General features: G+C 67.4%; 11 protein-coding genes and 1 pseudogene. 3 read left to right on the top strand and 9 right to left on the bottom strand.

From position 1 onward, the window contains the following. Window positions 1–162: 162 nt before the first annotated feature. From ACFXA3_RS21285 to ACFXA3_RS21255, 7 genes are all read right to left on the bottom strand, one after another. Window positions 163–372, bottom strand: coding sequence for a hypothetical protein (locus ACFXA3_RS21285; RefSeq protein ID WP_385188873.1), 210 nt, complete (start codon window positions 370–372; stop codon window positions 163–165). A 139-nt stretch (window positions 373–511) separates the two neighbouring features. Beyond that, window positions 512–1,549 carry a DUF2637 domain-containing protein gene (locus tag ACFXA3_RS21280; protein WP_385188877.1) on the bottom strand — a complete coding sequence of 346 codons (1,038 nt, stop codon included), beginning with the start codon at window positions 1,547–1,549 and terminating at the stop codon, window positions 512–514. Window positions 1,550–1,593: 44 nt separating this feature from the next. Beyond that, entirely contained in the window at window positions 1,594–2,190 is a 597-nt protein-coding gene (locus ACFXA3_RS21275) for a WhiB family transcriptional regulator (protein ID WP_385188871.1), read from the bottom strand. A 144-nt stretch (window positions 2,191–2,334) separates the two neighbouring features. Next, entirely contained in the window at window positions 2,335–3,072 is a 738-nt protein-coding gene (locus tag ACFXA3_RS21270) for an ATP-binding protein (RefSeq protein ID WP_385188869.1), read from the bottom strand. Beyond that, window positions 3,069–4,118, bottom strand: coding sequence for a hypothetical protein (locus tag ACFXA3_RS21265; protein ID WP_385188867.1), 1,050 nt, complete (start codon window positions 4,116–4,118; stop codon window positions 3,069–3,071). The genes ACFXA3_RS21270 and ACFXA3_RS21265 overlap by 4 nt, the downstream gene beginning before the upstream one ends. Beyond that, window positions 4,118–4,438, bottom strand: coding sequence for a transcriptional regulator (locus tag ACFXA3_RS21260; RefSeq protein ID WP_385188865.1), 321 nt, complete (start codon window positions 4,436–4,438; stop codon window positions 4,118–4,120). Before ACFXA3_RS21260 ends, ACFXA3_RS21265 begins: the two co-directional genes overlap by 1 nt. Window positions 4,439–5,368: 930 nt before the next feature. Then, a complete protein-coding gene (locus ACFXA3_RS21255; protein ID WP_385188875.1) occupies window positions 5,369–6,067 on the bottom strand; it encodes a LuxR C-terminal-related transcriptional regulator in 699 nt (232 codons plus the stop codon). Window positions 6,068–6,306: 239 nt separating this feature from the next. On the opposite strand from ACFXA3_RS21255, the gene ACFXA3_RS21250 reads away from it, so the two are divergent. Beyond that, window positions 6,307–7,623, top strand: coding sequence for an XRE family transcriptional regulator (locus ACFXA3_RS21250; RefSeq protein WP_385188863.1), 1,317 nt, complete (start codon window positions 6,307–6,309; stop codon window positions 7,621–7,623). A 165-nt stretch (window positions 7,624–7,788) separates the two neighbouring features. Here ACFXA3_RS21250 and ACFXA3_RS21245 read toward each other — a convergent pair whose 3' ends face one another. Then, entirely contained in the window at window positions 7,789–8,253 is a 465-nt protein-coding gene (locus tag ACFXA3_RS21245; protein WP_385188861.1) for an NUDIX domain-containing protein, read from the bottom strand. Between the two features lie 28 nt (window positions 8,254–8,281). On the opposite strand from ACFXA3_RS21245, the pseudogene ACFXA3_RS21240 reads away from it, so the two are divergent. Beyond that, window positions 8,282–8,359: pseudogene (locus tag ACFXA3_RS21240) on the top strand (S-adenosylmethionine-dependent methyltransferase); the annotation flags it as partial. Window positions 8,360–8,435: 76 nt separating this feature from the next. Here the strand turns inward: ACFXA3_RS21240 and ACFXA3_RS21235 are convergent. After that, on the bottom strand, window positions 8,436–8,903 hold the full coding sequence (locus ACFXA3_RS21235; RefSeq protein WP_385188859.1) for an NUDIX hydrolase: 468 nt from the start codon (window positions 8,901–8,903) through the stop codon (window positions 8,436–8,438). A 767-nt stretch (window positions 8,904–9,670) separates the two neighbouring features. On the opposite strand from ACFXA3_RS21235, the gene aspS reads away from it, so the two are divergent. Continuing rightward, entirely contained in the window at window positions 9,671–10,987 is a 1,317-nt protein-coding gene (gene aspS, locus ACFXA3_RS21230) for an aspartate--tRNA(Asn) ligase (RefSeq protein WP_385188858.1), read from the top strand. Window positions 10,988–11,108 lie beyond the last annotated feature (121 nt).

Raw genomic sequence — 11,108 nt, 5'->3', positions numbered from 1 at the left:
GTCTAAACGCCACGGGGCCCGGCCCCCCCCCCCCGGGGGGGGGCTGGGCCCAACCCCCCGCCCCCCAGGGGTAAGTGTGACTTGGCCGATAACTTGCTCGTCCTGAGGTCGGGTTGGATACCGGCTGCCTCGTGGAGCTGGGCGGGGGGCTGATCGGGTTCGTCATGACCTGCGGGCCCTTATGCGGCGGATGCAGCGTTGAACATTGGCCGCGACCTCGACCAACGCGCTCGGGCCGGGCAGGACCCGGACGGGCGCGTCGGGGTGGTCCTGGACGAGCCACTGCCCAGCGGGCGTGGGTACAGCGGCGTGGAGGTGGCCGTGGCGGACCAGGACTTCCGCCCAGGCGTAGGCCTCGGCATCGTCGGCCACCCGTGGACGGCTGTGGGGTGCGGGTGCGCGGGACAAAGCTGGCTCCATTCGGTGTCTGCGAGGGGCGGTGGCCCGCGTTGAGGGGCGGGCCACCGCGTGGAAATCGAGGCGTAGGGCGTTGACCTGCAACTTTGGAGGATCAGCCGCGTGTGAGGCGTTCCTTGGCTGCGGGCGTGCTCCGCTTCGGGCGGGGGAGGTGGGAGAGGGCTGGATCCCGGTACAGCGCTTCTTGGAGCTCGGAGAACCGCTCATTCCCGATCGGGAGGTTCCTTTCGCGCAGGTAGGGGCCGATGACCCGCCGAGTCATCCGCCCGCCGGCGAGCGCGGCTTCGCGCGCGATGGGGAGCAGCACCTCCAGCGGCACCGGATCAGCCGCTGGTCCGGTGGTCTGGTCCGGGGTCGGTCCCGCTGGCCCCGGTCCGGAGGGCTGGTCCGGTCCACGCTGGTCCTCGGCTTGCGCTGCGGCGCTGCTGCTGCGATCCGCAGTCGGCTCGGGGCCTGCCCCGAGGTCGGTCCGAGGCGGCTCGCCGGGTCCCCGGCTGTCTCCTGGTCCGTGGTCCGCCGCCTGACCGTCGCTCGAGGAGTTGGAAATGCCAGGTCCTACTCCTTGGCCGGAGCCCGGTCCGGCAGACCCACTGGTCCGGTCCGCGGTGTCTGCCCCTCGTGGCCGCTTTTGGTTCGGTCCGGACTGGGGGTCTTGCTGGGTGCAGACGTGTGGCTCCGAGGGTGCCCCACGGTCCGGGTGAAACTTGGTCCGCTGGTCCGCCTCGTTGGTCTGGGGTGAACCGCTGACCTGGTGGCGGGTGATGAGGATGTACAAGTGGACTGCGCCGGCGAGGGCTAGCGGCGCGAGCGTGGACAGCACCGCGACGACCGTGTCTCCCAGGCGCAGTCCGCTGCTGAGCGTGGCCTGCTGGTTCAGCCGGACCGCGTGGAGCGCGTTGGCCCAGATGCTCGCTGCGGTCGCGGTGCCGAAGAGCGTCCACACGTAGAGGCGGGCGCGCAGCGGGGCGGAGGCCAGCACGAGCAGGGCGCGGACGCCGTACGCGATGAACCCGTCGACCACGAGCGGGAAGAGGTACGTCAGAAACCCGCGGACGTGGATGGCGACCGCCATCTGCTGGAGTGCGTCGTATGACAGGGCGCAGCCGGCGGTGCCCAGCGCGACGATCGCCATCCGGTCCCACGCGCTCACCGGTGCGGTCTTCACTGCGGGGTTGGTCACGCGGCCGTCCCGAAGCCGACGACCAGGGACGGTGCCTGGGCCTTGTGGCTGTTGACCACTTCGGCGTTGGTGAAGGCAGCCGCTCGATCCTTGGCCGCCTTCTTCTGCTCTGCGGCGATGGCCTTCCGCTGCTTGTTCATCAGCCTGCGGGTGTAGTCGTACTCGGTTCGCAGCAGCTTGCTCAGCCTCTCGATGCTCCAGCCGAGCTGGAGGGCTTTGCGGACGACGTGGTCGCGCTCGGTCGTGGACAGCGCGACGTCGCGCCCGCGAAAGACGGCCTCGACGCGCCGGTAGTCCAGGCGTTCGGCGACCTTCTTGTGGTAGGGCATACGCTCGGATTCGGTCAGGCCCGCCCGAATCCCCGCACTGCTACCCGTGTCCATGGCGGCGTCGAAGCACTCCTGCCGCACCGGGCAGTGGCCGCAGATCATCCTGGCCTGCTCGATTTCCTCGGTGGCGCTGGCCTCGGGGAAGAAGGTCTTGTCGGCCTCCTCGATATCCATGCCGTAGCAGAGCGCGCGCTCGTACCAGCTGTGGTCGCCGACGCCGCGCAGGCCGACGGCCGGGGTCTCGTGGGTGGTGATGTAGTGCATGGGGTTCTCCGATGTGCCTCACGGCCGGCGCGCGGTCACCACGTCCCCGGCGGCAGCGGCGGGATGGCGTGGAGGGTCCAGGCGGTGAGGCGGGCAGAGGCGCGGGGGCAGAGGCCGCGCCGTGTATTCGGGGTGAGGAGCGGGTCAGGCCCGCAGGTAGCGGCGGTCCGGCCCGTTGAGTTCGACCTGGACGCACATGCCGGCCAGTCGGGACAGGACGCGGTCGCCGATCTTGTCGCGCAGCACTTCCTGCTGAGCAGGCATGCCCGGCGTACGGATCGGAGGCAGGTTCGTGGTCACGATCGTCGGCAGGTGCCGCTCGGCGCGGTAGTTCAGCAGCCGCCCGGTCAACTCTTCGTTCCAGGGCGTGTGCTTGGGCAGCCCGAGATCGTCCAGGAGAAGTACCGGCGCCCGCATGTAGCGGCGCAGCATCCACTCAGGGTCGACGCCCAGCCGAGGCCGCATCTCTGCGTAGAGGTTCGCGGTGAAGACCGCTTCCCAGGCCACGCCGCATCCAGCCGCCGTCAGAGCTCGGATGGCCCCGTACGCCTGTCGGGTCTTTCCGGTTCCCGTCGGCCCCCACAGCAGCAGGGAGGGGCCGTGGCTGATGGCTCGGCGTCCTCGGCCACCGCGGTTGTCGGCGACCGCCGTTTCGGCGACCTTGGCCACCCAGGCCGCGACGACCGGGTGGTCGGCCACGGCGTCCTGGTAGTCGAACGGGATCCGGGCCTGCGCGGCGTCGAGGGCGGGCTGGGCGTCCAGCCCGTCATGCATCTGCGGTCCGTCGAAGTCGATGCCGCGTTCGGTCAGCTTGTCCCGCCACCGGGCGACGAGTCGGTGCTCACCAGCCTGCAGGGGCTCCCTGAGGGCGGTGCGGGTCACAGGCTCACTCCGAAGGTCGTGGGGGCGGGGGTGCTGTTGAAGTAGGGCGCGCTGGCGGGCGAAGCGCTGGCCCATGGCCCCGCGCCGGAGGCGGAGGACGAGCTGTTGACGACCGCGTTCACCAGGCTGGCGAGGGTGGAAGGGTTCAGCCCCTTGGCCCGCAGCTGCCCGAGAGCAGTGCGCACCGCCTGCGGCTCGAAGCCCTCTTCGAGCAGGTCCTTGATCTCCCGGCCCAAATGTCCCAGGACCTTCTGCGGCGGGCGCTGCCCGCATTCGGTGACGTACTCGGCCACCAGCTCCTTGGCGGAGACCGCACCAGGGGGAGCGACCGGCGCAGGCGCCTCGCGCCCCGTAAGGGAAGATCCAGGATCCAAGATCCTAGATCCAGACGCATCCCCCTCCTGGAGCCCTCCGGGAGTGTTCGACGAGGGCTCCCCGAGAAGTGTCTGACCTGCAGCTTTGGAGCTGACTAGGGTCGGCTGCGCGGGTGGCGCGGACGGCTCTGGCTCCGAGGCGAGCAGGGCGTCTCCGGCGATGTCCCGCGGGTAGAGGGCCGCCTCGGATTCGATGGAATCCCGGGGACAGAGGATTCCCGGAGGCCTCCCGGAGTCCTCCACAAGGCCTCGCGGAGTCGGTTCCGGGTTGCGCCACTCGGCCTGCGGGCAGCGGTCCGAATCGCAGCCCCCGCACTTCTGGTTCACCTGATGGTGCGGGCAGCGGGACAGCCGGGAGGTGGAGCGCTTGTCGATGCGCTGGTGCTTCTCCCACGTCACCAGATGCAGGTTCTCTTTGCCGTCGCACCCGGTATAGCGGCATATGAGGCCGACGGCAGCCAGCGCATCGAGGTCCTGCTCGACGCCGGCGATGTCGTGGTCCCCGCGCACCATCCAGACGTATCCGGTGATCAGAGATGCGAGATCCTTGTGGCGCCCCGAGTCGTCAGCGTGGCTGATGAGACCGAGGAAGGTGCGCTCGGCGTGGAGGCTGACCTTGGCGAGGTCCTCCGACTGGAACCACTCCGGCTTGATGGTTCGGATGCGTGCCATCAGGCAGCACCCCCGTCCAGGGAGCCGGTGCGGAGATTGAAGGTCCGCGCGAGGGCCCAGTCGGCGCCGGGGTGGCAGCGGATGATCCAACGAGCCGCGACATGGGCCCGGGTGCGGCTGATCCGCACCGCCTGCCCGTCGGCGCCGGATGCTCTCACGTCGAGGTGAGGCCAGCTCGTGCGGCCGTCCTGCAGCCGGATGTGCAGATCGGCGACCTGCGGCAGCATGCTGGCAAGCCGCTCGGCCAGCGCGCGAGCCCGGGGGCTGGGCATCTCCACGCGGCCCGGATTCTGAAGCCTTTCGCGCAATGCGCTGGTCATGCAACACTCTCCAGTGAAGTGAATCCCGCGCCGGTGTGCCCCGTGAGAAGGGCCGGTGCGGTGGTGATGGATAAATCTCTAGCCCCTGCCAGGGTGGGAGTTCCATTTGGCGTCCGGCGCTTGGGAGTTGCTTCTCCCAGGCGCCGACGTTGTGTCCGGCCTCGATCGGTCCTGCAGTTCCGGTACCCGCCGCATAGCCTCCTTGTCCTCGCCTCCCGGCGGGCAGCTGCCCGCCGAACGACGACGAACATATGCGGATCCCGCGACAAGATCCAGAGTTCACTCAGAAACCTCACACAGGTCGCGTGAGGACATCGGAGCGGCCGGTGGGTGCTGACATGAATACCCGCATCGTGAATGAAGTGGGCGCCGGCTAATTCTGCGAGAAATTCATGATCGTGATTCCCTCGACGCGGCCAGCGCCGCGCGAATGGTCGAACTGGCTGGTCAGGAGGATTTAATCCTGCGTGGCAGGTGTCGTCAATCGATGACAAACCCTAGAGATACGCGCGTAGATTCCGGAGGTTGGTGCGGCTGTGCGCGATGAGTGAGGGCCGCAACTTCCGTATGGAGACCGGGTGGTGGCGCAGCGCCCTATGGCCTGCTCTTCACCCCCTGGTGGCGAAGCTGCCGCCGGGAAGTCGCGGAATGAAAATCCGGCAATTTATTGCCGGTCCGCAGGACCGGAAACTGTTTGCCGGTAGAGATGTCTGTTTCGGCCCCGAACGTATCTGTCTGACCTCTTGAATGTGACGCAGAGCGGACAGCTGCTGGCTGGGTGCGCAGCCTGTGGCAGCGCAATGGATCTTCGGGCCGGGTGAGTCCGCGCTGGGCGCGCCTCATCCGCGGACAGGCGAGCAGGGCCTGGTCACGACGCGGCCGTGTGTGGCGAGAGCCGCTCCTGACGCGTTGCAGGGGCGGAGGGCTCGTTCAGGAACCACCTGTGATGTGGCCGCGCTGGCGTGCGGCTGTGGTGTGATGCGTCGCCGCAAGCTGTGGCGCCATCAGTCCTGCGCGGTCGGCGAGTACAGCGGCTTGGAGCCGGTTCGGCACGCCCAGTTTGCTGAGGATCGATCGGACGTGATCCTTGACCGTGCCCAGGCTCAAGTGGATCCGCGTTCCGATTTCGCCGTTCGAGAGGCCGCAGGCCAGCAAGACCAATACGGCGCGCTCGCGGTCAGTCAGGCGGTCGATGGGCGCCGTCGATGTGTGGCGGAGGTACTCGTGGTGGAAGCTCGTCATCACCGAGTGGCCGACTTCCGGCGACGTGACGGTCCAGCCCTCCGACAGGAAGCGCACCAGCAGAGGAAGGCGCTCGGGGGCCGTGTTCTTGAGGATGTAGCCGGCGGATCCGGAGGCGAGGGCGAACGTGACGTCTTCCTCCTGGGAGGAACTCGACAGGGCGCAGACTCGTGGACGGTCCAACAGCTCCCAACCAGCACAAAGCTCGACAGCCTCAGCAATCGAGCAGTCGATGAGCACGATGTCAGGCGGATCGTCCTGAACCGTCTTCAAGGCATCGGGGACCGCAGTCTGTGTCGTCACCTGAATGTCCTCGGCCGCAGACAGGGCGTGCGTGATGCCGGATCGGATCAGTGGCTCGTTGTCGACCACGGCTACCCGGATCATGGAAACCACCACTTCAGTACAGGCTGGCCCAGGTTCCCATGATATATCGGGCTGCTGTGACTGGCTGGGTGGGTTGAATTTTGCCGATCCAGCGAAGTCCATCCACCTGGATGGGGAAGTCAAGCCTGTCGGCGGATGTTCGCGCGTATCGAGATCCTGGATCCTATTGAAGCCTGGCGATATGCCGGGGGATTCCCGTAGATGGTCGCCGCAGATGGAACCGTCGGAAGGATGAGGAAATGGAATGTAACGACAAGGAAATCCTGTCGAGCGGCCAGACCATGGGGCTTGGCGGTCTGCTGCGCGCATGGCGGACGGCGGCAAGTGTGCGACGGGGAAGGCCGGTGACTCAGCTCGACGTGGCGATGGCCGTCGGGCGGTCCGAGCGCTGGTATCGGGCTCTGGAATGCGGAGCCACTACCCGGAGCCTGGACCGGGTCCAGTGCGAGGCGCTGGCGGAACTTCTCCAGCTCGACCGCGACGAGTCCCACGCCCTGATGCTCTACAACAACCTCGGCATCACTGGTACTTCCGACGCCGGCGACCCGCGGGTCCGGAGCGCGTTGCGTCTGCTGATAGACAAGCAGATGCCCGACCCGACGTACTTGTGTGACAGCAGGTGGAACATCCTGGCCTACAACCAGGCAATGGCCGAATGGTGGCCGTGGGTGATGGAACCTGGTGCCAACCTCATGCGCTGGGCGCTGACCAGTCCCGAGGCTCGCGTCCAGTATCACAACTGGCATCAGCATGTTGGCGCGTACGTTCGCCTGCTGAAGTACGCGATGGCCAGCCCGAGCCCGGACCCTGAACTCCTGGGGCTGATCAGCGACGTGTGCAAGGACCCCGACGTGCTCCGCATATGGGAGACCGTCCACGAGCACTGTCAGAACCGGGACGGTCACGTCTTCAAGATGTCCCTGCCCGCTTTGAACTGGGAAACCGTCGAGGTCGTCAGCCATGTCCTCTACCCTGCGGGCCTTCCCGACTGCCGCTTCGTCGTCATCACGTGGTGGACCGATGAGGACGACGATGAGCGCGATCCGCTCGGCGGCGTCCGTCATGAGTGGGACCAAGCAGCGCCGCCAGCCAAGGCGGGCGAACCCCGGCCAGTCAGCAGGTCGGCGAACGTCGCCAGCTCCCAGCGCCGTGTCTCGCGGGCCCTGGCCGGTCGCCTGTCCGTTCCTACCATCGAGGCAGCTGCCGCCCTTGCCGCCGACGACCGGATCGCCCTGCCCGTCCTGAGTAAGATGATCGATCCGGACGTCCAGCTGACCCTCTCGCCGTCCACCCGCACGGTCATCTGGGCTGTTAAGGAAGGGGACGGTGAGTGGGCCATCTCGGAAGTCGACGCCTACAACGTCGTTGTCCGGATGCCTCACGCCGTGATCGAAGAGGCTGCGCGCGAGGAGGTTCTCCACCTGATGCGCGCCGTGCTGCCCGTAGATCCGGAAAACGCCAAAGCGGAGATCCAGGAGCAGCTTTCGCAGGCGAGGGCACGCATCGACCTTCTTGACGCCATCCACAGTGAACTGGAGAAGCGGCACCTGGACTGAGAAGGCAACGTCCGATAGCCCTGCTGTGGCGGTGGGTGCGGGGCATCTTGCTCGTGAGCGAATCCGAGGAGTTGGACGCTGGGGAAGTCAGCGCCGAGCAGGCGTTAGCTACGTTGTGTTGCTGGCCTTGTCCGGGCCGTTGAGGTTAATGAACACGACGGCCGGTCAGGATGCGCGGATCGGGGTGTCGAGCACGGCCGTGATGGCCTCGACGTTCCCGGTGGCGAACTCGGCCAGCTCCGGCGGCATCAGGTTGAGCTGCCGGATCGCTTCCGCGGTGAACGGTACGCGCACGACCTCATAGCCGCCCCGCTCGGGCTTGTCGAACTCGGTACCCGTACGCGCCTCGATGTCCATCCACTCCAGGCGCGCGGCGAAGATGTGCTGAACACCCAGGCCGCCCTCCAGCGTGTCGGTGATCAGGTGCACGAGCTCCGCCTTGCTCAGCTTGCCTCCGAGTTCCTCGAAAACCTCGCGGTGTAGGGCGTCCTCGATGCTCGCGTCCGCGGTCTCGACGCTGCCGCCGACCGTCACCCAGTACGGGTCCCGGCCGGGCTTGGTCCGCTTGATGAGGACGAGCTCGTTGCCGTCCAAAAGGACGGCCCTGGCGCTTCGCTTGGTGATCGTCATCTCTGGTACCTCTCTAGGTTTCCTTCACCTCCACGTCGTAGACCTTGATGCGGTCGACGGCACGCCCGTCTGTGGCGTCGCGCCCTACTTTCAGGAGGTGGGACCGTAGGGCGAGGTGGAGCAGCCGAGCTGGCCAGCCGAGGGCTGGCGGCTGTGGAGCAGGTGGAGGCGGCGCTGGCGGCTCAACCGATGTAGGGGTAGGTGCCGGCGAGGTAGTCACCGATCTGTTGGCGCATGCTGGCGTGGATGTCGTACTGGTAGAGGTCGGCGGGCTGGATAAAGCGGACGCCGTCAGCCTCGTCATTGATGGTGGGCTCACCGCCGACCGGCCGACCGATGTAGGTGTTCTCGTACTGCTGGCGGATCTCGCCGTCGGAGTAGGCGACGATGTGGCGGGGGTTGGTGTAGACCCCGAGGAAGCCGGTGATCTCGGCTTCGATGCCGGTCTCCTCCAGGCATTCACGCATGGCGCACTGGGCTGCGGTCTCCCCGATGTCCTGGGCTCCGCCGGGCAAGGCCCACTGGCCGGTGTCGCGGCGCCGTTGGAGCAGGATGGCGCCGCTGTCGTCGACGACGAGCAGATTGCTGGCCGGGATTAGGGTGTTCGCCTTTGGCGCGGCGGGGTCGTTGTAGTACTCAGTTCTGCCCATGTGCGGCGGTCCCCCTCTGGTCCGGAATCCAGGACCGTGCGGTGGCCCAGACAGTTTCGAAACCTTCAGCGTAGTTGTCGAACCACCCTGTGCAATCTTCGCTCTTGAGGTGGAGAAGGGATTGGCGCTGGCGGGCTCCCCACGACAGTGAGTCGTGCAGCTGCACTTCGCAGTCGGCTTCGGGGAGTAACGGGCGGCAGTAGGTGAGGGAGGCGCGGGTCGCCGAAGCGCGGGCGCACGCCTGGAAAGGGGGCGGGAGGAACACGTTCGCCGTTCTCCCCTGGCGCAGAGGTTTCCAGCGGCCGCTGTCTCATCGGGCGTCGGTGAGGGGCTCGCGGCCACCGGAGGGAATCGGCTGTGGGCCTCCGCCAGCGCAGATGCTCGGGACGGGTCGCTCGGTGTACCACAGCCGATGCTGCCGCCCTTGCTGTGGGCAATTCCGGAAGCGTGTCTCGATCGTTTCCGTTGCGTCGAGCCTGAACGTATCCGTATCCTCATCTCAACGCGTCGACGGAGACGAGTAGCCACGGATCACGCGAGCAGAGAGAGCCGCCGGCAGCTGTGAAGGCGGACTCGTGCCCCATGGTGAAGACCCTCCCGAGCGCGGGGAGGAAAGGCCCCTGGGCCCAATGCCCCGCCGGTTTGCCCCCGTCATCGGGCTGAATGAGGCCGCCGCTGTCTGGCGGTGGCAAAGGCGTGGTGGCACCGCGAGTACCCTTCTCGCCCACGCTTCCAAGGGATCATGACGACGCCCCTGGAGGGCTGCGATGATCCACACCACTAGCCGCGTACTGGCTTCTGACCTACGCGCACACCTCGACCAGACCGTCACCGTCTCCGGCTGGGTGAACGCACTCCGGCTGCAGCGGAAGATGCAGTTCGTCATCCTGCGGGACCACTCCGGCATGGTCCAGGTGACCCAAAAGCGCGACGGTGGCCCGCTCGAAGCCGCCATCGAATCGCTCACCCCCGAGTCCGCCGTCCGGATCACCGGCCGCGTCGTAGAGGCGGCTCAGGTCAACCTGGGCGGCCTGGAGCTCGTCCCCGAAACGGTCGAGGTGCTGAACCGGGCGGAGACACCCCTGCCGATCGACGAGCACACCGGCCCTGAGCACCGGCTCGACTGGCGGTTCCTGGACGTACGCAAGCGGGCCACGGCGCAGATGGTGTTCACCGCGCAGACGACCCTGGAGCAGGGGCTGCGCGAGTACGCAATGCAGAACGGCTGTACGGAGATGCACACGCCGAAGCTGATGGGCACTGCATCGGAGTCCGGCGCGGAGGTGTTCAAGCTCGGGTACTTCGACCGGTCGGCCTACCTCGCGCAGTCGCCGCAGTTCTACAAGCAGATGGCCGTGGCCGCCGGCATCGACCGGGTCTTCGAGATCGGCCCTGTCTTCCGGGCCGAGCCGTCCTTCACCTCCCGGCACGCGACCGAGTTCACCGGCGTGGACGTCGAGCTGGCGTGGATCGACGACGTTGAAGACGTGATGGCGTTCGAGGAGCGGATGCTCGCCCACGCTATCGCGAAGGTCGCAGAGGTCCACGGTGAGGCGATCCGGGAGGTCTTCGGCGTCGAGGTCGTTGTGCCAGAGGCCCCGTTCCCCAGGATCACGATGGCGGAGGCGCAGGAGATCCTTCGGGCCGGCGGGTGGGACCCGGCGGGGCTCAAGGAGGACCTGGACCCGGAGGGTGAGCGCGCCATCGCTGCCCACATGAAGGAGCTCACGGGTCACGAGTTCGTGTTCATCACGCACTACCCGGCCAGCATCCGGCCCTTCTACCACATGCGTCCGGCGGACCGGCCGGACCTGACGCTCAGCTTCGACCTGCTCTGGAAGGGCCTGGAGATCACCACCGGGGCCCAGCGAGAGCACCGCTCCGACGTACTGCTCAAGCAGGCCGAGGAGAAGAGCATGAACACCGAGCCGATGCAGGACTACATGAACATCTTCCGGTTCGGGTGCCCGCCGCACGGCGGCCTCGGCGCCGGCCTGGGTCGGATCCTGATGGTCATGCTCGGCCTGGACTCGATCCGCGAGGCCGCGTTCCTGTTCCGGGGGCCGAACCGCCTTACCCCCTGAGCCAGGGGTAGACGCACCGTTTGCCCCCCCCCCAAAATGGCGGGGGGGCACACGGGGGTGGGGACATTCCGGGGGGGGGGCGGGCGCGGGGGCCCCCGCGCGAGGGGGCGGGGGGGGCGCC

The sequence above is a fragment of the Streptomyces sp. NPDC059456 genome, from assembly GCF_042750055.1.
Classification (GTDB): Bacteria; Actinomycetota; Actinomycetes; order Streptomycetales; family Streptomycetaceae; genus Streptomyces.
This window is presented reverse-complemented; position numbering and strand designations above follow the sequence as displayed.

Excerpts from the sequence above, each read along its gene's own strand:
- aspS (WP_385188858.1), top strand. The coding sequence starts at position 9,671 with ATGATCCACACCACTAGCCGCGTACTGGCTTCTGACCTACGCGCACAC.
- ACFXA3_RS21245 (WP_385188861.1), bottom strand. The coding sequence starts at position 8,253 with ATGACGATCACCAAGCGAAGCGCCAGGGCCGTCCTTTTGGACGGCAAC.
- ACFXA3_RS21280 (WP_385188877.1), bottom strand. The coding sequence starts at position 1,549 with ATGGCGATCGTCGCGCTGGGCACCGCCGGCTGCGCCCTGTCATACGAC.
- ACFXA3_RS21250 (WP_385188863.1), top strand. The coding sequence starts at position 6,307 with ATGGAATGTAACGACAAGGAAATCCTGTCGAGCGGCCAGACCATGGGG.
- ACFXA3_RS21235 (WP_385188859.1), bottom strand. The coding sequence starts at position 8,903 with ATGGGCAGAACTGAGTACTACAACGACCCCGCCGCGCCAAAGGCGAAC.
- ACFXA3_RS21275 (WP_385188871.1), bottom strand. The coding sequence starts at position 2,190 with ATGCACTACATCACCACCCACGAGACCCCGGCCGTCGGCCTGCGCGGC.
- ACFXA3_RS21255 (WP_385188875.1), bottom strand. The coding sequence starts at position 6,067 with ATGATCCGGGTAGCCGTGGTCGACAACGAGCCACTGATCCGATCCGGC.
- ACFXA3_RS21265 (WP_385188867.1), bottom strand. The coding sequence starts at position 4,118 with ATGGCACGCATCCGAACCATCAAGCCGGAGTGGTTCCAGTCGGAGGAC.
- ACFXA3_RS21260 (WP_385188865.1), bottom strand. The coding sequence starts at position 4,438 with ATGACCAGCGCATTGCGCGAAAGGCTTCAGAATCCGGGCCGCGTGGAG.